This window comes from Phycisphaerales bacterium (genome assembly GCA_035627955.1).
Taxonomy (GTDB): domain Bacteria; phylum Planctomycetota; class Phycisphaerae; order Phycisphaerales; family UBA1924; genus JAEYTB01.
Genome location: DASPKU010000013.1, coordinates 190,170 through 209,418 on the forward strand (window position 1 = coordinate 190,170; position 19,249 = coordinate 209,418).

Consider the following 19,249-nt stretch of genomic DNA (forward strand, 5'->3'; position numbering starts at 1 on the left):
ATACACTCCCCGCAATGTCACCCCGCGACCTGATCTCCCGCACGGCCATCGTCCTCGCCCTGGCGCTCATCCTGGGGGTGCCCTTCCTCCTGCGCCCCAAGTCCGAGGCCCAGGCCAGCAGTGCAGGAGGCAGCAGTGGGGGAGCGGCACCCGCCGCATCGAGTCTCAAACTCGTCGTCGTCACCCCCCACGTCCCCCAAATCCGCTCCGAGTTCGAGAAGGCCTTCACCCGCTGGCACCAGCGCACGCACGGCCAGCCCGTCGCCATCGACTGGCGCGTCCCCGGCGGCACCAGCGACATCCTGACTCAACTGGAAGCCCAGTACCAGTCCGCCGTCCGCACGGGCCAGGTCGACCTGAGCGACCCCAGGAACCCGAAGATCGAGCCCGGCACCATCGCCTTCGACCTCATGTTCGGCGGCGGCAGCTACGACCACGGCCGCGTCAAGGCCGGCGTCAAGGGCACGCTGACCAACAAGGACGGCACCACGACGAACTACGCCGTCCCCATGTCCGAGCCCGCGGGCTTCGACCCCACGCGAATGACGGACTGGTTCGGCGACAACTCCGTCGGCGCCCAGCTCCTCTACGACAACGACCAGCACTGGATCGGCGTCGCCCTCTCCGGCTTCGGCCTCGTCTACAACCGCGAGATGCTCGCCGACCTCAACATCCCCACGCCCACCCGCTTCGACGACCTCGCCGACCCCCGCCTCTTCGGTAACGTCATCCTCGCCGACCCCCGCCAAAGCGGCTCCGTCGCCACCACCCTCGACTCCATCCTCAGCAACTACGGCTGGGACCGCGGCTGGCGCCTCATCCGCGAGATCTGCGCCAACTCCCGCGGCTTCGTCAACTCCGCCCCCAAGCCCCCCATCGACGTCAGCCAGGGCGAGGCCGCCGCCGCCCTCGCCATCGACTTCTACGGCCGCGGCCAGGCCCAGGCCATCGTGCCCCCCGGCGAAGACCCCAGCAACAGCCGCGTCGGCTACGTCGACCCCGCCGGCGCCACCTACATCGACGCCGACCCCATCTCCATCCTCCGCGGCGGCCCCAACCCCGCGCTCGCCCGCCGCTTCGTCGAGTTCTGCCTCACCGAAGAGGCCCAGGCCCTCTGGCAGTTCCGCGCCCGCCCCCGCGCCGACAACCCCACCGGCGCAAGCGGCGAGGAGATGGGCCCCGAGCAGTACGAGCTCCGCCGCATGCCCGCCCGCCGCGTCATGTACGACAAGTACAAAGAACACTTCATCGACCAGGCCGACCCCTTCGAGATCGCCAGCAAAACCCTCCCCAGGGGCTGGCGCGGCGGCCTGGGCATCATGATGGGCGCCTTCGCCATCGACAACGCCCACGCCCAGCGCGACGCCTGGTCCGCCCTCCTCAAGGCCCGCGCCACGCCCACCTTCCCCGCCGCCACACTCGCCGAGATGGAACGCCTCTTCTACGCCTTCCCGCCCACCACCCTCCCCGACGGCACCACCCTCGAGTTCACCCCCGACACCTTCAAGCAGATCGAAGCCGCGTGGAAGAAGAGCCCCCAGTTCCGCTGCCGCTGCGAGATCGAGTACACCCGCTGGTTCCGCGAAACCTACGAGCGCGTCACCGCCCTCGGCTCATCCAACTAAGACAAGTCTCTCGCGGAGGACGCGGAGGCGCGGAGAGGAAAACAAGAACACCGTCCTGTCTGCTCCCGTCTGCATTCCGATCTTTCGCCCTGTCCTGTTCCCCTGCCTCTCCTCCGCGCCGCCGCGCCCTCCGCGAGAGGCACTCCCCGCCTTCCTCTGCGTTCTCTGCGTGCTCTGCGGTTCAATCCTCCCCTTTGCCAAACCGATAATCCACCATGGCCAGCCCCGCCACCAACACCCCCCGCGACTCCATCCCCGAGACCCAGGCCCCCAGCATCCTGGCCACCATCGTCGCCACCATCGGCCCCGCCTCCGAATCACCCGACATGGTCCGCCGCCTGATCGAGGCCGGCGTCGGCATCTTCCGCTTCAACTTCTCCCACGGCTCCTTCGCCGACCACGAGCGCCGCCTCAAGACGGTCCGCCAGGTCGCCGCCGAGATGCAGACCGTCGTCGCCTGCCTGGGCGACCTCCAGGGCCCCAAGATCCGCGTCGGCCTCATCCCCGCCGGCGTCGGCCAGCCTTCCCCCAGCGGCGGCGGCATGATCGACGTCGCCGCGGGCCAGGACGTCATCCTCAAGGCCGGCATCAAAGAAGCCTTCATGCGGCCCAACCCCGCCGCACCCGGCGGCGCCGAGCCCGTCCTCCCCGTCACCTACGAGCCCCTCATCACAGAGGTCGAGCCCGGCCACAAGGTCCTCATCAACGACGGCGCCGTCCGCATGCTCGCCGTCGAGCGCGACCTCGCCGCCCGCGAGCTCCGCTGCCGCGTCACCGTCGGCGGCCTCATCAGCAGCAAGAAGGGCATCAACCTCCCCCAGACCGCCCTCTCCGCCCCCGCCATCACCGAGCGCGACTGGGAGTGCGTCGCCTGGGCCGTGCAGCACGGCCTGGACTTCCTCGCCCTCTCCTTCGTCCGCACCGCCGACGAAGTCATGGAGCTCAAGCAGCGCCTCAGCGAGCTCTGTCCGCTCGACAAAACCGCCCAGCCCAACGCCGCCCAGGGCTCCTGGATCCCCGTCATCGCCAAGATCGAGATGCCCCAGGCCGTCGCCAACCTCGACAAGATCGTCGACGCCGCCGACGGCATCATGGTCGCCCGCGGCGACCTCGGCGTCGAAATGGACATCGCCAAGGTCCCCGTTGTGCAGAAGCAGATCCTCGCCGCGTGCGATCTCTACGGCAAGCCCTGCATCGTCGCCACGCAGATGCTCGAGACGATGATCGAGAGCTCAACCCCCACCCGCGCCGAGGCCAGCGACGTCGCCAACGCCATCTACGACGGGGCCGACGCCGTCATGCTCTCGGCCGAGACCGCCACCGGCAAGCACCCGGCGCTGGTCGTCGAGACCATGGCCCGCATCATCGCCTGCACCGAAGCCCAGCTCCGCTCCCAGCCCCTCCCCGCCACGCCCCCCTCGCGCCTCTCCGCCGCGCACCGCGGCACTGCCGCCCTCGCCCACGGCGCGTGGTCCATCGCCCGCGACCTCAACGCCAAGCTCGTCGCCTGCTGGAGCGAGAACGGCGGCACCGCCCGCTACCTCTCCCAGAACCGCTTCAACATCCCCATCCTCGCCTACAGCAGCAGTGAGCACGCCACCCGCCGCATGCTCCTCCTCCGCGGCGTCACCCCCGTCTGCTGCAAACCCCCCGGCGCCGGCACCCTCAGCGAGTGGAACGCCGCCGTGGACGAGTACGTCCTCAAGCGCAACCTCGCAGCAAAGGGCGACGCCATCGTCCTCCTCGCCGGCCGCCCCCTGGGCAAAGCCAAAGCCACCAACACCATCGCCATCCACAAAGTCGGCGAAGCCACCGGCTACACCGCCCACAGCCGCTGACACGACGCCGCGACTGAGTCTTCCCACACGACGCCGGGACTGAGCTGCTCTGAGCGAAGTCCCGGGTTGACGGCGACTCCCCTCACGCAGTTCTCTCACGCCCTATCCGCAATCCGCACAAGCACCCACCGCGCCACAAAGCACAAGGCGCTCACCCCCAGCGCAATCGCAAACCCGACAGAAGTGTTCCGCGGGAACAGGAACGCGAGTCCAAAGCCGAGGAAGAACGGCGCGAAGATGCCCGCGTACAGCAGGAAGTTAGCCACAAGCTCGATGGACAGGTCCGTCAAGCGATTCATGGCCTCACCTCTGGACCCGCATGGCGTGACCGCGCCCTGACATCCGACATCCGACATCCGACATCAAATCACCGCCGCGGCGCCGTCACCGTCCCCGGCTTCGTGATCTCGATCGTGTCCTTCGCCAGGTCCCACGTGATGTCCTGCATGCTCCCGCTGGGCGCGTCACCCCCGAACACCTGCACCTTGTTTTCCCCCAGGGCCAGCGCCCGCAGCTTCCGCCCCTGCGCGTCGTAGTGCGCCTTGTCCGCCACCAGCTCGCGCCCGGCGTACTTCATCCACACCGCCCCTTCAGCGTCCGCCGACACCAGCTCGCCCTGGAACTCCTGCGCATCGGCCGCCCGCGTGCCGCCCTGCTCCCGCACGTTCGCCACCAGCACCTCGCACTCCAGCTCCGACATCGGCTCCTGCTCCGAGCGCCGGTGGTCCAGCCGCACATTCTCGCGCATCGTCACCACGCCCTTTGGCCGCACGAAGCTCATCGACCCCGCCCACGAGAACAGCGCCCGCCCGCGCGCCCCCGCCGGATCATCCAGCAGCTTCGCCGGCGCCCCCTGCTCCGCCGCGCGGTTGTCCACGAACAGCAGCTTGCCCGGCGTGGGCACCTCCAGGGTCCCCTTCTCCATGTCCAGCGCGATGCGGTCCGACCGCAGGTACATCAGCCGCTCCAGCTTGGGCTGCCCGCCCGCCGCGCCGCCAGCCGCCCCACCAGACGCGAACAGCCGCGACTCCACCGTCGCCTCCTTGCCAGCCCCCGCCCCCCGGATCACCGCGCTCCGCAGCTCGCGGTCGCCCCCCGGCTGGTCCGCCGACGCCGATGCGCTCCCCGCCGTCAGCTGCAGCACCACGTCCGCCGCTGTCATCGTGTCCCGCTCCACCAGCACGCCCTGCCGCGTCTTGCTCAGCTCCGCGACCGCATCGCCCTTGCACGTCACCACGCCGCTCACGTCATCAAACGTCATCTCCGTCGTCCACGACGCCGTCACCCGCGACGCCGGCTTCCCACCCTTCTCAACAGCGTTGTGCACCAGCGTCCCCGGCCCCACCGCCAGCAGCCTCCGCTCCGCATCGTGGAACGTCATGTCCTGCCCCGTCATCGTCGAGTCCGCGTTGCCCACCGACACCGTGCCCGCCGCCCCCGTCAGGCGCGCCACGCCCGCCACCGGCTGCGCGCTCATCACCGGCGCCTTCGCCCGCAGCCCGTCGTCACGCGCGAACACCGTCTCCCGCGCCTTCACGCTCGTCGCGTTCAGCACCGGCTTGCCGCGGCTGTCGTTCACCCGCTCGATCGTCGCCTCCAGCCACGACGCCGCCAGCGTCGACGTCTTCCCCTTCTCCTTCCGCGTCCCCTTCACCGCTCCATCCGCCACCACCGTGCGCGGGTCCACATCGTCCCCGCCCGCGGCCCCTGGCACGAACGCGATGTCCAGCTTGTCCGCCTCCAGCGAATCGCCCTCGCTCTCCGCCCGCGCCCGCCCGACCACCGTCAGCGTGCTCAGCCGCGATCGCTTCGCGTCCACCGGCACGAACGCCGCCACCAGCATCTCGCCGTTCAGCGACCCCGACCCGTCCACCGCGCGGCTCGCCCCGCTCGCCGTCACCTTCTCCAGCCGCTCCGTCACCTCGCCCTTGCTGTCCTTGCCGAACTGGAACTGCCCCTCCTTCTTCCACGCGAACGTCCGCGTCCCGCTCTTGCTCGTCCCGGTCAGCAGCCCCGGCCCGTGCACGCGCGCGACGCCCGTCACCAGGCTCATGTCAAACCGCTCGGCCTTCGCGTCCCCGCTCCCCTCCAGCGCGATCCGTGCCCCCTGCTCGCCCACACCCGCCAGCCCCACCTCACGCCGCGTCGCCCCGTACTCCAGCACGTTGCCCGCCGCCGTGGCCTTCGCCTTGCTGTCGCGGAACCCAACCCCCGTCGGGCTCTTGCTCGTGAACCGCACGAACACGTCGTTGAAGTCGAGTTCCGACGCCTTCGCCGTCAGCGGGCGCACCTCCAGCGGCCCTTTCCACGCCAGCGTCACCGGCGTCTCCGAATCCGCCGCCAGCAGCGAGCCGCCCTCGGGCGCGCCCTGCCCAGCGGTGCGTGCCGCGCCCGACCCGCTCGACGCCCCCGCCTGCCGCGACCCTGCCGCTGACGCACCTGACGCCGCCCCCGCCGGCCGCGGCCCCGCGTTGCTCGTCACCACCGCCCCGGGCCTCAGCTGGTTGTTCACCAGCCGCGCCCACCCCTCCAACTGCTCGCCCGTCACCACCCGCGTCCCCTGCGTCACCGTCACGCCATCGGTGCACACCAGCCGGTACAGCGTCTCAATCGGCTTCCGCGCAGCCGGCGCAGGCGCTGCTTTCGCCCCCTCGCCCTTGCCCGCCACCTCGCGCTTCACCCCATCACCCGCCGGCGCAGACTTCGTTGGCTTCTTATCCTCCTCCAGCTCCCACGGCCTCACCGTCACAAACTCCGTCCGCGCCACGTGCAGCAGCTCCATCCGCTGCTGCGGCTCGTTGAACACCACCGTCACGCCCGCCCCGCGGAACTCCACGCCCCTCGCCGTGATCTGCACCTGCTGCGGCGCCTCCGCCTGCCCCAGCTCCGAATCAAACCGCAGCTGCGACGTCGTCCCCGTGAGCAGCGCCTCGTCCTCCACCGGGTTGGGCCGCAGGTTCCCCTCGCGCTCGTCGAACACCTTGACGAGCACGTTCCCCTCCATCACGCCATCCTGCGGCATCGACGGGCGCGCCCCCAATCCCTTCGACTGGTCCGGGACGTACGCCGTGCCCTTATCCGCCCGCGCGTAGATCGTCCGCCCATCCTTCAGGAACACCCACACCACCGGCTTCTCAAGCGCCACGCGGTACGTCTGCCCCTCGATGGGCCGCGACCGCTCCGCGCTCAGCTCCGCCCGCACCGCCGTGGGGTCATCCTTGTCCACCACCTGGATGAAGAACCCCCTGCCCTCACCCGTCCGGTTGACCGGTGCCCCCTCCGCCCCCTTCGCGGCCACCAGCTTCGGGTCCGGCGTCGGCGCCGGCCCGCTGAACGTGTTCACCTGCCCCGCCCCGCTGGGCGCACGCACCACAAAGAACGTCACCACCCCCGCGAACACCACGAGCAGCACAACAGCGACAATCAGACCAGTGGTCCGTGAAGAAGCGGGCATGCCAACATGGTACGTGATGGGCTGGTTGCCGGCCCCGCCTGCGCCCTTGAAGTCAGCCTCTTTTCAGCGGCAGAGCAGCAATTCGCATTGAATGCTCGTCCACCACCACCACGCTCCTCCCCAGCTGCTCGTGTGGAACCTCGGCGAGGACCCGCTGTAGCAACTCAAGCATCTGGCGGTCGCTGATGTTCCCAGCCCGGAACAGAATGAGCCCCGGTCGGTCGCCCTGGCTCAGCGCGATGATTCGCGGGAAGTCAAGGTCCGCTGTCACGAGGACGCGATCCTCCGAGATCGCGAGCCGGACGAGGTCAGTGTCCGGAGATCGAGACATGCCGCGTTCGCGAGCGTGTACTGCATCGTGACCGGCCGCGCGGAGCCACTCCGCCAACGTCGGACTGACAGCCTGATCGACAAGGAACCTCATGCGGACCGGAGCAGCACAACCCGCTCGTCCGAGATAGCCGCTGCGTAGGCGATCGCCGCTCGGATGTCATCGCGCTCAAGGTCCGGATGAGACGCGAGTATCTCCTGCTCGCTCTGCCCGGATGCAAGCAGTCCAAGCAGCCGCGATACTGGGAACCGCAACCCGCGGATGCACGGCCTCCCTCCCATCACCTCGGGATTTACTGTGATGCGTTCCAAGGTCATGTACGCCTCCAATCCATACTCATTCTATACGAATGCGGCCGCGACCCAGCGATCCGTCGCCGTCGTTCAAATCGAGCGGCTCCGCCCATTACATCCCTCGGTTCCCCCTCGGTGCCTCTGCGCCTCTGTGGTGAATCCGTCACTTCACCAGCCGCATCGCAATCAGATCCTGCACATCCAGGATCCCCACCGGCTTCCCCGTGCCCTCATCCACCACCGGGATCTCGTCCGCCCGGTACTCCCGGATCATCTTCACCGCATCGCTCACCAGCGCTGTCCTACCCAGCGTCCGCGGGCTCCGCGTCATCACCTCCGCGATCGGGCGCGACAGTTCCCCCGCATCGCGCAGGATCAGCCGCCGCAGGTCCCCGTCGGTGAAGATCCCCGACAGCCGCCCGCCGCCGTCCACCAGCATCAGCGCCCCCGGCCGCCTTCCCACCTTGTTGGCCTCCGCCAGCGCCTGCGCCACCGTGCACGTATCGGGCACCAGCGGCAGGTTCTTCCCGATGACGCACCGCATCACGTCCGTCACCGGCCGCAGCAGCCCACCGAGCGAGCCCCCCGGGTGCCGCCGCTTGAAGTCCATGTGCGTGAAGTTCCGCCGCCGCGCCGCGCACAGCGCCAGCGCATCCCCCAGCGCCATCGTCGCCGTGGTCGAAGAAGTGGGGGCCACGAACTCCGGCGCCCCCGCCTCCAGCTCGATCCCCAGCGTCAGCGCCACCGTCGCCAGCCGCTCCAAGCTGCTGGGGGTGCTCGGCGCGCTCCCCGCCGCCCGCCCCGGCGCCGTGATCGAAATGATCGGCAGCCCGTCCTGCTTCAGCACCGCCGCGAGGTTCACCACCTCGTCCGTCTCGCCGCTCGCCGAGATGCAGATCACCGTGTCCGTCGCCCGGAACCGCCCCAGGTCCCCGTGCGCGGCCTCCGACGGGTGCACGCTGTGACTCGGAATCCCCAGGCTCGCCATCGTCGCCGAAATCTTCGCCCCCACCAGCCCCGACTTCCCCAGCCCCGTCACCAGCACCGTCCCGCCCGAATCCGCGCACGTGCAGATCAGGTCCACCGCCCGCACAAACTCGGCCCCAGCCCCCACCCGCCCCGCCAATGCGGCGATCGCCCGCCCCTCTTCCGACAGGATCCCCGCCATGAACGCCGCGTCCCCCGCAGCAGTGGGGGACCCCGCCACACCGGACACCCGATCCTCAGTTCGCGCCGTCATGCCGAAAGCGTAAACTGCCAAAGCCTTCAGGGATAGCCACGCGTCCTCCGACTTCCGCTTTCCGGTTTCCGCTTTCCGCTTTCCGGTTTCCCCCCATGCTCACGGACGACTACCGCGTACGCCTCGACGCCTTCGAGGGACCCCTCGACCTCCTCCTCTTCCTCATCCGGAAGAACGAGGTCGACATCCACGACATCCCCGTCGCGGCCATCACCGAGCAGTACCTCGCCTTCCTCAAAGACCTCGGCACCTCCGGCTCCCGCATCGACATCGACATCGCGGGCGAGTTCCTCGTCATGGCCGCCACCCTGATGGAGCTCAAGAGCCGCATGCTCATGCCGCGCCCGCCCCAGCCCGAGGGCGCCGCCGATTCCGAGAGCGACCCCCGCAAGCCCACCGACCCCCGCGCCGAGCTCGTCAAGCAGCTCCTCGAGTACAAGAAGTACCGCGACGCCGCCGACCACCTCGAGTGGCGCGCTGAGGACTGGCGCCGCCGCTTCCCCGTCCACCCCGCCGGCATCGACTCGCACGCCCTCCGCGCCGCCATTGAAAAAACCGCCGAAGAGACCGACCTCGAGGACCTCAACCTCATCGACCTCGTCGAGGCCTTCCAGAAGATCGCCGAGTCCGTCAACTTCGAGCGCCTCGGCGACCACCAGGTCAAGTACGACGACACCCCCATCGAAATCCACGCCGCCGACATCCTTACCCGCCTCAGCAGCGAGCCCGCCCCCGACACCAAGCCCGAACTCGAGCTCGTCTCCCTCTTCAAAGGCCGCACCCGCTCCGAAATGGTCGGCCTCTTCCTCGCCCTCCTCGAGCTCGTCCGCAACCGCAAGGTCGCCGTCCGCCAGGACCGCATCGAGGGCCACATCTACCTCCGCCAGCGCGACGCTGAGGAAACGCCCACCGACCCCGCCCCAAGCGACCCCGACACGCCCTGATCGCCTCCTATCTCTCCTATGACTCCTATGAGTCCTACCGCACCCTCGCGGTTGCTCTCCCAGTACAATCCACCATGCCCCTCACCCACGCCCGCCCCGGCCGCCTCGGCGGCGGCATCGGCCTGCTCCTGATGATGATCGTCATCCTCATCGGCATGTCGATGTACTTCGGCTCCTTCGGCGGCAGCAAGTCCTACATGCAGCAGATGGCCACCGCCAAAAAGCAGGGCGTCGCCCTCGCCACCGAGATCAACACCCAGCAGCTCACCACCTGCGTCTGGATCTACAAAAACGAGCACGGCAAGCTCCCCGAAACCGCCGAGCAGCTCAACTGCGGCCCCCTCCTCGACCCCTGGCACAAGCCCCTCACCTTCACCTACAAAATCGAAAAAGGCGGCGCCACCGAGGTCACCTACGTCATCTGGCGCAGCGGCGGCCCCGACCTCACGCTGAACACCCCCGACGACATCATCAACACCGACCGCCTCCCAACGCAATAAGAACCCCGACCGTCAGGGAGGGCATCGCCGCGCTTAGCGGCGATCCGTGCACACCCGGCACGCCAAAAGGCCGGCGCTCTTCACCCCGCTCCCCGCTCTCCGCTCTCCCACTTCCGCCTTCCCACTTCCGACTTTCACACCCACTTCACGCCCCCCCGCACAATCCACACAGGAGGGCCCCACCATGCCCAAGTGTGAACGCTGCGGCAACGACTACGACAAGGCCTTCCAAATCCAAATGGCCGGCCAGGCCCACACCTTCGACTCCTTCGAGTGCGCCATCGCCACCCTCGCCCCCCAATGCGCCCACTGCGGCGTCCGCATCGTCGGCCACGGCCTCGAAGCCCGCGGCCAAATCTACTGCTGCAACCACTGCGCCTCCGCCCAAGGCATCAAAGGCCTCACCGACCGCGTCGCCTGAACGCCGAGACTGAGCGCCACTCCCGACGCCGGGACTGAGCTGCTCTGAGCGAAGTCCCGGGTCTCACCTACACCCACCTTCACCCAGCACCCCAGACCCAATCTCGTGGAGGGAGAGCCACCGCAAGGAGGCCCCATGTCCACCACCCCGAACCCGCACCCCACCCACACCCCCAATCACCCAACCCCCGGCGCCGACGCCCACCCCCACACTCAAGCAAAACCCAGACTCGGCCGCCCCCTCATCCACCGCGACCCCACCGACTCAGCATCGATCCCCGCCATCGACCCCAAGGCCGCCCGCGAGCAGCAGGCCCACGCCGGCCAGCTCATCCGCCTCTCCGACGCCCGCACCTTCTTCGCCGACAAAAAGCAGGACATCCGCGCCCGCAAGGTCTTCGACTCCCACGGCCACGAGCTCGGCGTCATCGACGGCCTCCTCCTCGATAACGACCAGCACCACGTCCGATTCATGCAGGTCCGCACCCGCACCGGCTTCCTCGGCCTCCACCGCCACACCGCCACCATCCCCGTCGACGCCATCACCCGCGTCGAGCCCGAGGCCGTCTACATCGACCGCTCCCGCCAGGCCGTCGAAGCCGCCCCCAAGCTCGTCTACGACCCCAAGCTCCTCGACAAGCGCACCCTGCAAGGCATCTACGAGTACTACGGCTACGCCCCCTTCTGGGACCCCTTCTACGTCGCCCCCCTCTTCCACGCCCACTCCCACACCCCCCCTCACCTCAACCACCACCACTGATTCTCGTTCCCCTCACCTCCTCACCTCCTCACCTCCCCACCTCCCCACCTCTAATCCAGCCGTTCCCCCTCCGTTAGGACCCGAATTTGTGCATCCCACCCCGCCTCACTTGTGGTATAACAAGGCTGCTCCGGCACAGGGTGAGCCTTCGGGCAGGTCGTATGCGTGCCGGCAGGGGTGTCCAGCGCGGTTCTCGCGCGCGAGCGCAAACAGGAGACGTCTGATGAAGCGGCGTGCATTCACTCTCATCGAGTTGCTGGTCGTCATTGCCATCATCGCGCTGCTCATTGGCATCCTGCTCCCCGCGCTCGGCAAGGCCCGCAAGTCCGCTCGACTCGCCGTGTCACTCGCCAACGTGCGCTCCATCGCCACCGCCGGCGCCGCCTACCAGTCCGACATGAAGGGCTTCCTCCCGCTCACGCCCACCTGGCAGCGCGGCTGGGGCCCGCCCAACTCCACCGTTCCCACCTTCAACCTCCAGGGCTGGTGCACCTGGAGCGCGTGGGGCAAGAACTGCGATTCCTGGTGGGGCACCGCCGCGAACTCCAACGGCACCGGCGTCTTCGACGTTGAGGCCGCCGACCGCCCCCTCAACTCCTACCTCCACACCGGCGGCATTCCCGCCCCCGCCGCCCCCGCCACCATGCTCGCAAACGACGGCGAGCGCAAGGCCTTCCAGCTCCCGGTCGCCCGCGACCCCAGCGACCAGATCGGCCACCAGCGCAACTGGCCGGGCAACAACCCCGGCGGCGTCTCCTGCTACGACGACGTTGGCACCAGCTACCAGTGGCAGGCCAAGTGGTACGACCAGATCGAGGTCCAGTACCCCGGCAAGACCCTCCTCGAGCGCTTCGATATCGGCGCCCGCCGCTTCAAGTTCGCCGACTCCTTCCAGCCCTCCCGCATGGTGTGGATGAGCGACGAGTGGGCCGACATCGTCATCAACTCCTCCAGCGACCAGTTCCAGGCCAAGAACGGCTACGACGAAATCAACAAGTCCATCCTCGGCTTTATGGACGCCCACGCCTCCTACCTCCGCATCATCCCCGGCGGCATGAGCAACCCCGCCCTCGCCCGCACCAACCCTGAGCGCATCCCCGCCTTCAACAACGAGAACTACACCGTCGTCTTCACCGGCGTGAACTGAGGCCCGTCAATGCCCACCAAGGACAAGATCAAGGCCGCCGTCGCGGTCGTCATCCTGCTCATCGCCGGCGTCGTCATCTACCTCAACCTCCGCGACCCCAAGCCCTCCGACCCCGCCGCCCAGGCCGGCGCCCCGCCCGCGGCCCCCGCCGCGCCCGACACCGCCCCCAAGACCGCCGGCGCCAACGCCCCCGCAGCCCCCACCCCCGAGCCCACCCCCGGCAACCGCCGCATCTACAAGGGTCGGTGATCCCGCAAGGGGTGCCATCGATTCACCGTCGCTCTGGACGGTGGATCGATTGTTGAGCGCCCGTACACGCGAGCGAAGGCACCCGCCCAATCCCGCCCGATCCCGCACCCACGCAGCTGCAATCCTCATCTCACCGCCAGCGTGGTACATTCACTCATCTCGCGCGCTCCCTCCCCTCTACCCCGGAGTCGCCATGCACCGCCCACGCGCCTTCACGCTTATCGAGCTCCTGGTCGTCATCGCCATCATCGCGCTCCTGATCGGCATCCTCTTGCCCGCCCTCGGCAAGGCCCGCATCAGCTCCCAGCGCGCCGTCAGCCTCTCCAACCTCCACCAGAACTACCTCTACATGGGCTATTACGCCACCGACCACAAGGAGGAGTTCCTCAACCCCTTCGCCACCATGGACCGGCCCGGCGACGACGTCCACGACGGCGGCGTCAACTGGCTGCCGCCCAACACCGACCCCTCATACCCCTTCCCCTACACGCGCTTCTGGGATTACGGGGGTGATGGTGATGACAGTAATCAGGGCACCGAGACCTACAGCTATCACTGGCTTGCCCACCTCGTCTACCACGACAACGTCAACCAGTCCCGCGCCAAGTCCGGCTTCTCGCCCGCCGATACCGCCGCGCTCCGCTTCCTTACTGAGAACACCCAGTTCGACTCCGGCAACTACTTCAACTGGATCTTCCCCGTCTCCTACTGGTACCCGCCCGTGTTCTGGCAGAAGCCCGAGCACTTCGCCGAGACCACTTCCACGGTCCGCAACATCGGCAGCCGCTCCAATAACTTCTTCATCCGCCGCAACAAGTACTCCGATGCCTTCGCCCCAATGGCCAAGGTCCTGCTCTTCGAGCGCGCCGACTTCTACAACAAGAACCGCAACGGCCTTATCCCTCAGTGGAACACGCCCAGCGCCAAGCCCCAGGTCGCGCTCGTCGACGGAAGCGCCAAGACTGTCAGCATGGCCACCATCATCGCGCAGACCACCCTCAACACCAACATGACCTTCTCCCCCGGCACCAACCTCCTTCAGCCACAGGGCAACTGGAACCCGCCCGACCTGGAGCTCCGGACCTTCTTCAGCTACGACGCCGTCTCCCCGCCCACCCCCTGGCAGTTCGACAAGACCCCGCCCAAGCCCGGCTACTTCTGGACCACCCGCAACGGCATCCGCGGCATCGACATCCCGTGATTCCCACTCACCACTTCAATGGACAAGAAGAAAGTCATCCAGCTCTCCATCGCCGTCCTCTGCCTCGCCGGCGGCGCCGCTGCGTACTTCATCAGCACCCGCCCCGAAGAAACCAAGCCGCCGGAAGTCCAGGCCGCCGAGGACAAGGCCAACAAAATCCTGGAAGCCCAGCAGAAATCCGCACCCCCTCCAGCCCCCGCGCCGCCTCCACCTCCCACAACCGGTGAAGGCCCCCGCCGCGGCGCCCGCAGCGTGAAGTAGCGCCCCATAAGTCCGTTGATCCTCCAGCAATGAAACAGAGGGCCCGTCCCGCGACGGGCCCTCTTCTCATTCACCGATCAAGTACCACCTCAGCACGCCCCCCCGCCCATCACGCGGAAGAACGCCTCGATGTCCTGGTCGGTCCCACTCGCACCATCGCCGTTGAAGTCCGACTGCGGACCACCGCTGCCCAGCGCATAGAAGAACGCTTCGATGTCCTGATCGGTGCCGGTCGCACCGTCACAGTCGGTATCGACGATGCACTTCGTCAGCGCCAGCAGCGCTTCGTAGTCGCTCCACTCGATCTCGCCGTCGAGGTCGAAGTCCATGCGCGGGTCATAGCTCGGCTCCCCAATCTCGGCGCCCACCGCCGCACCCAGCAGCGCGAGATCCGACCAGCACACGTATTCGTCCCCGTTGACATCCCCGGTGAACGCGCCAAACGAGACCCGCTGGTACTCGAACGTCACGCCGTTGGTCCCGCTCGGGACATTCGTGACGATCTCGTGCTCCCCGGGGATCTCGAACTCGCCGGGCGTGGGCTCCGTGGGATCGAAGTCGCTGTCCGTGCAGATGCCCAGGCGCCGCAGCGTCCCGTCCGGCATCACCGCGATCACGCCATCGATCGGCGCGCCCGTGGTGGACGTGTTCCCGTCGTGGAAAGTGGGGATCAGGCGGAACCAGTTCACGCGGTGCGGCTGGATGAACGATCCCGGGAACTGGCTCACCGGCGTGCTGTAGTCGTGGTGCGACCAGCCCCCGCCGATCGAGATCGTGGTCGTCACCGACGGGGCCACCGTGTACGCGCCGAAGTCCACGTTCCAGCTCAGGTTCATGGTGTACGCGCCCATCGCCTGGCTGAACAGGTACCCGATGTGGTCCGTGCACTCAGACTGTGCGTACTCATAGATGTCGCTGAACGCCACGCCCCAGCCGTGCTCGCTGTTGATGTGACCCCCCAGCAGGCCCGCCACGATGTCGAGGTTCGCGTACGCGGGCACGCCGCTCACGATCCCCGTCGTGTTCGCGTTCGCATCCAGGTACAGCGTCGCCTGCGTGAGGTCCACCGACCCACCATCACCGTCGCCGTTGGTGCCGTACTCGTTGATCGACTGCGGGCACGGCTCGCCCGTCTCCACGATGAACTGCCCCACGGCCACCGCCAGGCACGACCCCGCCGCCGTGCCCGTCGGCGTCGAGTCACCGGGGTTCAGCACCCAGTCCACGTTGATCGCCATCGTGCTGTAGTAGTTCAGCCGGCCGATGGCGCACTCGCACGGCGGCACCATCGGCACCGGCAGCGCCGCGCTCGCCACGCTCGACAGCCCCGCAGCGCCCACGACAGAGAGAAGCCACGCGATCGAGTTCTTGCGGTTCATGCTGTATCTCCTGCCTGCCCCAAGCCTCGCCTCCCGGGCGACGCGCACCAGTCAGAAAGCCCCGAGACAGGTGGCGTATAAAAGCCGAACAGTCGCAGAAGTCGAGCTTCTTGTTAGGTGCAAGTTCGCATGTGGTTCCGCATACAGGAGTTGCAGCGGAAGAAAATTGGAAATCGAGTGGTGGCAGGTTGCATCGATCGGGTGCCATCTGTTCGCCGCTGCTCCGAGCGGTGAACTGATGGTTCAGCGCCAGGCGCGGCCATAACCAACCGTTCCGCGCGCACCGCCGCCGCGACCACTCCCCGAATTTCATCCCTCTGCACCACAAGCACTTGCGGACCCATCGGCGACGTTTGTGCGCACAATCGTGGACTTACCCACTTCCTCCCTCGACACCGCACGCGGCCAAGTTAGGCTTCCGTCATGGTCCCCGCCCCGCCCATCCCCGACGCCACCCTTGAGGCCGACCAGCGCGCCTTCGCACCCGCCTCCCCGCGCGAGCCACTTACCTACAACGACCGCGGCCTGCTCGAAGCCCTCCTCCGCAACAACATCGACTTCCTCCTCGCCGCCGCTCAGACCGGCCGCACCCTCGCCGAGATCCTCGACTGGGCCGACCAGCCCCACATCCAGCAGCGCATCGACTCATTCCGCCGCATGCAGGCCGCGCACGCCGAAAGCAAGCTCGCGGCCTACGCCGCCACCGCCCGCACAGCGGCCCTCAAAGACCTCGAGCACCAGCGCACCACCACCACCCACCCCACCGAACGCCGCCGCATCAACCACCTCATCCTCCGCTACACCGACCCGGCGCCAAGGCGATCGATCGCTCACACTTCAACCCCCGCTCCTGATCCGCGCTCTCCCCACGAATCCCCACCGCTCCCGTCTTCAAACCCGCCCCCTGCCTTTTCTCCGCGAAACTCCGCCACGTCTGCGCAACTCCGCGTACCTGCCTTCCCTCTTCCCGCCTCACGCCCACCCTCTCCCAATCACCATCCCCACCCACACCCCCACGACCCCGAGCACATTGCTCAGCCCCACATACCCAACAGCCATCCCAACGCGCCCGCTCTCAACGAGCCCGAAGGTCTCCCGCCCGAAGCTCGAGAAAGTGGTGTAGCCCCCGAGCAGGCCGACCAGCAGCCCCAGCTGCACGCTCTCGCGCACGTTCCACCCCTTGAGCAGCGGCACCAGCAGCCCGATCAGCACACACCCGCTGACATTCACCACCAGGGTCGCAACCGGGAACCCCTCCCCTCCGCGCCCGAGCCACACCGACAACCCATACCGCAACAACGCCCCGACCCCGCCCCCAACCCCGATCAGCAGCAGCGTCACGCCCCAGCCCTCCCGCCCGCATCCGACATCCGACCTCCGACATCCGACATCCCAAAAAACGAAAAACCCGCCCATCCAGGCGGGTCTTCCAACACGGGCGAAGGGAGTCGAACCCCTAACCTCCTGATCCGTAGTCAGGTGCTCTATCCAATTGAGCTACGCCCGCTCGTCCCTCTTCCGAGGGCAGAAGAGACTGTAGGCCGCTCCCCGCAAGCTGGAAAGCCACGGACCAGCCGCTCCACCCCAACCCCCGCCTCCCTCGCCGCTTCCGCCCTTCGACTTCCTACTTCCCACTTCCGACTTCCCACTTGAAATTCGGCCCCAGCCTGCCAAGATTCCCTCCCCGCCGGCACACCCCGGCGGTTTTCCAAGGACCCTGACTCCAATGGCCCACTCCCGCACTGCCAAGAAGCGCGTCCGTCAGAATGCCACCAGCCGCGCCCTCAACCGCTGGCGCTTGAAGGCCATGCGCGACGCCACCAAGGACTTCTCCGAGAAGCTCCTCCACGGCACCGCCGCCGAGGCCACCGAGTCCTTCAAGACCGTCGTCCGCGTCTTGGACCGCACCGCCCAGAAGGGCGTCATCCACAAGAACCAGGCCGCCCGCCGCAAGTCCCGCCTCTCCGCCCGCCTCAAGGCCAAGCAGGCCGCGAAGTAAGCTGCCCGGAGCGCTCGGGCGCACCGACTCTCTCTCCAACACGCAGCTTCATGACCCAACGCCCACCGCAAGGTGGGCGTCTTCTTTTTCGTTACATTCTCCCCCCATGTCCCGCGCCCGCTCCACCTCGCGCACGCCCATGTTCAGCAAGCCGCTGGGCAAAAAGGACACCTACGCCCACCTCTCCACCCGCCCCCTCCACGTCCTCGCCTTCCTCGCGCCCCTCATGGTCCTCTACGAGGTCGGCTCCATCCTCTACCTCTCCGACAGCAACCAGGGCGTGATGGAAACCATCGCCGCCCGCCGCATCCTCGGCGGCTTCTTCGAGCTCTTCGGCCAGGCCAGCTTCCACCTCCCGCCCATCGTCCTCGCCGTCGTCCTCCTCGTATGGCACTACCTCGAACGCGACAGCTGGAGGCTGAAACCCAGCGTCCTGCTGGGCATGCTGCTCGAGTCTTGCCTCTGGGTCCTGCCCATCATCGTGCTGGGCTACTTCCTGGGCTCGCGCACACCCGCCGCCGCCGCCGCGTTCTCCGACTACACCCGCGAGGCCCGCATCACCCTGGCCATCGGCGCCGGCCTCTACGAGGAGCTCCTGTTCCGGCTGATCCTCATCACCGCCCTGCACCTGGTGCTGGTGGACCTCATGAAGCTCAAGAGCGGCACCGGGTTCGCATTCGCCGCCGTCGCCAGCGCCGTCGCCTTCGCCCTCTACCACGACGTGGCCCGTCGCGACACCATGAAGCTCCTATTCCTGGCCGGAGCCGGCGGCTTCTTCGCGGTGCTCTACATCCTCCGCGGCTTCGGCGTGGTGGTGGCCACGCACGCGCTCTACGACGTCGTCGTGCTGGTAGGCATGTCGCAGGATTCAAGCTCGTAGTTACCGCCCGCCAACCACGCCGAATCCTGTGGAAGCCGGGCCCAAATCGGTGCTAAACTGGACCACGGTCCGGCAACGTGAAGGGAGCTTGGCATGGGTCTGAACTTCGCGATCGACGCCCTGTACTCCACCGGCTGGACCCCCGAGAACCCCGCCCGCTGCAAGCGCGGCCCCGACGCCCGCAGCTACCCCGACGAGCAGGGCGTCCGCGACGCCTTCGCCGAGCACGGCTGCACCCTCACCCTGCGGCACGTGCAGCTGTTTGACTGCTACCGCGCCGAGTGGCGGGAGACCGCCGGCGACACCCTCGCGGGCGCGGTGGTCGGCCAGACCGCCGAGGAGGCCGCGGTGTATGCGCTGGCCCAGCTGCGGCGGCAGGTGCTGTCGGGCGCGGCCAAGGCCTGAACGGCCTGCTCGCTAAACGGCTTGCCCACCCGGGAAAATCGCCCTACGCTTCCCCCCACTGGACCACGACCGAGTTCGTGCGAGCTGGCCCCATCGTCTAGCCCGGTCCAGGACGTCAGGTTCTCATCCTGAAAACAGGGGTTCGAATCCCCTTGGGGTCACTTCAAGAAACGCCCCGCGAGCCATCGCGGGGCGTTTCGTTTTTGGTTTCCAGCCCGCTCGCTCGCGCCGTAGGTGCTGGACTGGATGCGCTGGTCGCCCCACAGGGCGAGCGCCGGCCCGTGGAGCGCGCAGGTGGTGGCGCTGATCGCGGCGGGACTTGA

Annotated in this window: 21 protein-coding genes and 2 tRNA genes; 14 read left to right on the forward strand and 9 right to left on the reverse strand. The window is 68.0% G+C overall.

Annotation, left to right across the window (positions count from 1 at the left end; genetic code table 11):
* Positions 1 to 14: 14 nt before the first annotated feature.
* Both VD997_11920 and pyk read left to right on the forward strand, forming a co-directional pair.
* A complete protein-coding gene (locus tag VD997_11920) occupies positions 15 to 1,625 on the forward strand; it encodes an extracellular solute-binding protein (protein HYE62694.1) in 1,611 nt (536 codons plus the stop codon).
* A 215-nt stretch (positions 1,626 to 1,840) separates the two neighbouring features.
* Positions 1,841 to 3,463: a pyruvate kinase gene (gene pyk, locus VD997_11925; GenBank protein ID HYE62695.1), complete on the forward strand. Its 1,623-nt coding sequence runs from the start codon at positions 1,841 to 1,843 to the stop codon at positions 3,461 to 3,463.
* A 95-nt stretch (positions 3,464 to 3,558) separates the two neighbouring features.
* On the opposite strand, the gene VD997_11930 is transcribed toward pyk, so the two are convergent.
* The 5 genes from VD997_11930 to VD997_11950 form a co-directional block, all read right to left on the reverse strand.
* Positions 3,559 to 3,762 (reverse strand): hypothetical protein, encoded by a 204-nt coding sequence (locus tag VD997_11930; protein HYE62696.1) that lies wholly within the window; start codon positions 3,760 to 3,762, stop codon positions 3,559 to 3,561.
* 68 nt (positions 3,763 to 3,830) lie between these two features.
* A complete protein-coding gene (locus tag VD997_11935; protein ID HYE62697.1) occupies positions 3,831 to 6,917 on the reverse strand; it encodes a hypothetical protein in 3,087 nt (1,028 codons plus the stop codon).
* 52 nt (positions 6,918 to 6,969) lie between these two features.
* The gene (locus VD997_11940; protein ID HYE62698.1) at positions 6,970 to 7,341 is read right to left on the reverse strand and encodes a DUF5615 family PIN-like protein; all 372 of its coding nucleotides are present in this window, start codon (positions 7,339 to 7,341) and stop codon (positions 6,970 to 6,972) included.
* Positions 7,338 to 7,565 carry a DUF433 domain-containing protein gene (locus VD997_11945; protein HYE62699.1) on the reverse strand — a complete coding sequence of 76 codons (228 nt, stop codon included), beginning with the start codon at positions 7,563 to 7,565 and terminating at the stop codon, positions 7,338 to 7,340. Before VD997_11945 ends, VD997_11940 begins: the two co-directional genes overlap by 4 nt.
* A 139-nt stretch (positions 7,566 to 7,704) precedes the next feature.
* Complete coding sequence (locus VD997_11950) at positions 7,705 to 8,781, reverse strand: KpsF/GutQ family sugar-phosphate isomerase (protein ID HYE62700.1); 1,077 nt, start codon at positions 8,779 to 8,781, stop codon at positions 7,705 to 7,707.
* A 95-nt stretch (positions 8,782 to 8,876) separates the two neighbouring features.
* On the opposite strand from VD997_11950, the gene VD997_11955 reads away from it, so the two are divergent.
* The 8 genes from VD997_11955 to VD997_11990 all read left to right on the forward strand — a co-directional run bounded on the left by VD997_11955 (position 8,877) and on the right by VD997_11990 (position 14,263).
* The gene (locus tag VD997_11955) at positions 8,877 to 9,725 is read left to right on the forward strand and encodes a segregation/condensation protein A (protein HYE62701.1); all 849 of its coding nucleotides are present in this window, start codon (positions 8,877 to 8,879) and stop codon (positions 9,723 to 9,725) included.
* 74 nt (positions 9,726 to 9,799) lie between these two features.
* The gene (locus tag VD997_11960) at positions 9,800 to 10,225 is read left to right on the forward strand and encodes a hypothetical protein (protein ID HYE62702.1); all 426 of its coding nucleotides are present in this window, start codon (positions 9,800 to 9,802) and stop codon (positions 10,223 to 10,225) included.
* A gap of 184 nt (positions 10,226 to 10,409) precedes the next feature.
* Positions 10,410 to 10,646, forward strand: coding sequence for a hypothetical protein (locus tag VD997_11965; GenBank protein HYE62703.1), 237 nt, complete (start codon positions 10,410 to 10,412; stop codon positions 10,644 to 10,646).
* 135 nt (positions 10,647 to 10,781) lie between these two features.
* Positions 10,782 to 11,405, forward strand: coding sequence for a hypothetical protein (locus tag VD997_11970; GenBank protein HYE62704.1), 624 nt, complete (start codon positions 10,782 to 10,784; stop codon positions 11,403 to 11,405).
* 223 nt (positions 11,406 to 11,628) lie between these two features.
* Complete coding sequence (locus tag VD997_11975; protein HYE62705.1) at positions 11,629 to 12,552, forward strand: prepilin-type N-terminal cleavage/methylation domain-containing protein; 924 nt, start codon at positions 11,629 to 11,631, stop codon at positions 12,550 to 12,552.
* Between the two features lie 9 nt (positions 12,553 to 12,561).
* Positions 12,562 to 12,801: a hypothetical protein gene (locus tag VD997_11980; GenBank protein HYE62706.1), complete on the forward strand. Its 240-nt coding sequence runs from the start codon at positions 12,562 to 12,564 to the stop codon at positions 12,799 to 12,801.
* A gap of 193 nt (positions 12,802 to 12,994) precedes the next feature.
* The gene (locus tag VD997_11985; protein HYE62707.1) at positions 12,995 to 14,002 is read left to right on the forward strand and encodes a prepilin-type N-terminal cleavage/methylation domain-containing protein; all 1,008 of its coding nucleotides are present in this window, start codon (positions 12,995 to 12,997) and stop codon (positions 14,000 to 14,002) included.
* A gap of 18 nt (positions 14,003 to 14,020) precedes the next feature.
* On the forward strand, positions 14,021 to 14,263 hold the full coding sequence (locus VD997_11990; GenBank protein HYE62708.1) for a hypothetical protein: 243 nt from the start codon (positions 14,021 to 14,023) through the stop codon (positions 14,261 to 14,263).
* Positions 14,264 to 14,352: 89 nt separating this feature from the next.
* On the opposite strand, the gene VD997_11995 is transcribed toward VD997_11990, so the two are convergent.
* From VD997_11995 to VD997_12010, 4 genes are all read right to left on the reverse strand, one after another.
* On the reverse strand, positions 14,353 to 15,642 hold the full coding sequence (locus VD997_11995) for a hypothetical protein (protein HYE62709.1): 1,290 nt from the start codon (positions 15,640 to 15,642) through the stop codon (positions 14,353 to 14,355).
* Between the two features lie 645 nt (positions 15,643 to 16,287).
* Positions 16,288 to 16,428: a hypothetical protein gene (locus tag VD997_12000; protein HYE62710.1), complete on the reverse strand. Its 141-nt coding sequence runs from the start codon at positions 16,426 to 16,428 to the stop codon at positions 16,288 to 16,290.
* 186 nt (positions 16,429 to 16,614) lie between these two features.
* Entirely contained in the window at positions 16,615 to 16,983 is a 369-nt protein-coding gene (gene crcB, locus VD997_12005; GenBank protein HYE62711.1) for a fluoride efflux transporter CrcB, read from the reverse strand.
* A 92-nt stretch (positions 16,984 to 17,075) separates the two neighbouring features.
* Positions 17,076 to 17,149 (reverse strand) — tRNA-Arg (locus tag VD997_12010).
* A gap of 219 nt (positions 17,150 to 17,368) precedes the next feature.
* On the opposite strand from VD997_12010, the gene rpsT reads away from it, so the two are divergent.
* The 4 genes from rpsT to VD997_12030 all read left to right on the forward strand — a co-directional run bounded on the left by rpsT (position 17,369) and on the right by VD997_12030 (position 19,087).
* A complete protein-coding gene (gene rpsT / locus VD997_12015; GenBank protein ID HYE62712.1) occupies positions 17,369 to 17,641 on the forward strand; it encodes a 30S ribosomal protein S20 in 273 nt (90 codons plus the stop codon).
* Between the two features lie 106 nt (positions 17,642 to 17,747).
* Positions 17,748 to 18,521 carry a CPBP family glutamic-type intramembrane protease gene (locus tag VD997_12020; protein ID HYE62713.1) on the forward strand — a complete coding sequence of 258 codons (774 nt, stop codon included), beginning with the start codon at positions 17,748 to 17,750 and terminating at the stop codon, positions 18,519 to 18,521.
* 93 nt (positions 18,522 to 18,614) lie between these two features.
* On the forward strand, positions 18,615 to 18,926 hold the full coding sequence (locus tag VD997_12025) for a hypothetical protein (protein ID HYE62714.1): 312 nt from the start codon (positions 18,615 to 18,617) through the stop codon (positions 18,924 to 18,926).
* Positions 18,927 to 19,012: 86 nt separating this feature from the next.
* Positions 19,013 to 19,087, forward strand: a tRNA-Glu gene (locus VD997_12030).
* Positions 19,088 to 19,249 lie beyond the last annotated feature (162 nt).

Excerpts from the sequence above, each read along its gene's own strand:
- VD997_11930 (HYE62696.1), bottom strand. The coding sequence starts at position 3,762 with ATGAATCGCTTGACGGACCTGTCCATCGAGCTTGTGGCTAACTTCCTG.
- VD997_11940 (HYE62698.1), bottom strand. The coding sequence starts at position 7,341 with ATGAGGTTCCTTGTCGATCAGGCTGTCAGTCCGACGTTGGCGGAGTGG.
- VD997_12020 (HYE62713.1), top strand. The coding sequence starts at position 17,748 with ATGTCCCGCGCCCGCTCCACCTCGCGCACGCCCATGTTCAGCAAGCCG.
- VD997_11995 (HYE62709.1), bottom strand. The coding sequence starts at position 15,642 with ATGAACCGCAAGAACTCGATCGCGTGGCTTCTCTCTGTCGTGGGCGCT.
- VD997_11965 (HYE62703.1), top strand. The coding sequence starts at position 10,410 with ATGCCCAAGTGTGAACGCTGCGGCAACGACTACGACAAGGCCTTCCAA.
- VD997_11970 (HYE62704.1), top strand. The coding sequence starts at position 10,782 with ATGTCCACCACCCCGAACCCGCACCCCACCCACACCCCCAATCACCCA.
- pyk (HYE62695.1), top strand. The coding sequence starts at position 1,841 with ATGGCCAGCCCCGCCACCAACACCCCCCGCGACTCCATCCCCGAGACC.
- VD997_11920 (HYE62694.1), top strand. The coding sequence starts at position 15 with ATGTCACCCCGCGACCTGATCTCCCGCACGGCCATCGTCCTCGCCCTG.
- VD997_11980 (HYE62706.1), top strand. The coding sequence starts at position 12,562 with ATGCCCACCAAGGACAAGATCAAGGCCGCCGTCGCGGTCGTCATCCTG.
- rpsT (HYE62712.1), top strand. The coding sequence starts at position 17,369 with ATGGCCCACTCCCGCACTGCCAAGAAGCGCGTCCGTCAGAATGCCACC.
- VD997_11960 (HYE62702.1), top strand. The coding sequence starts at position 9,800 with ATGCCCCTCACCCACGCCCGCCCCGGCCGCCTCGGCGGCGGCATCGGC.
- VD997_12025 (HYE62714.1), top strand. The coding sequence starts at position 18,615 with ATGGGTCTGAACTTCGCGATCGACGCCCTGTACTCCACCGGCTGGACC.
- VD997_11935 (HYE62697.1), bottom strand. The coding sequence starts at position 6,917 with ATGCCCGCTTCTTCACGGACCACTGGTCTGATTGTCGCTGTTGTGCTG.
- VD997_11990 (HYE62708.1), top strand. The coding sequence starts at position 14,021 with ATGGACAAGAAGAAAGTCATCCAGCTCTCCATCGCCGTCCTCTGCCTC.
- VD997_11985 (HYE62707.1), top strand. The coding sequence starts at position 12,995 with ATGCACCGCCCACGCGCCTTCACGCTTATCGAGCTCCTGGTCGTCATC.
- VD997_11945 (HYE62699.1), bottom strand. The coding sequence starts at position 7,565 with ATGACCTTGGAACGCATCACAGTAAATCCCGAGGTGATGGGAGGGAGG.
- VD997_11975 (HYE62705.1), top strand. The coding sequence starts at position 11,629 with ATGAAGCGGCGTGCATTCACTCTCATCGAGTTGCTGGTCGTCATTGCC.
- VD997_11950 (HYE62700.1), bottom strand. The coding sequence starts at position 8,781 with ATGACGGCGCGAACTGAGGATCGGGTGTCCGGTGTGGCGGGGTCCCCC.
- VD997_11955 (HYE62701.1), top strand. The coding sequence starts at position 8,877 with ATGCTCACGGACGACTACCGCGTACGCCTCGACGCCTTCGAGGGACCC.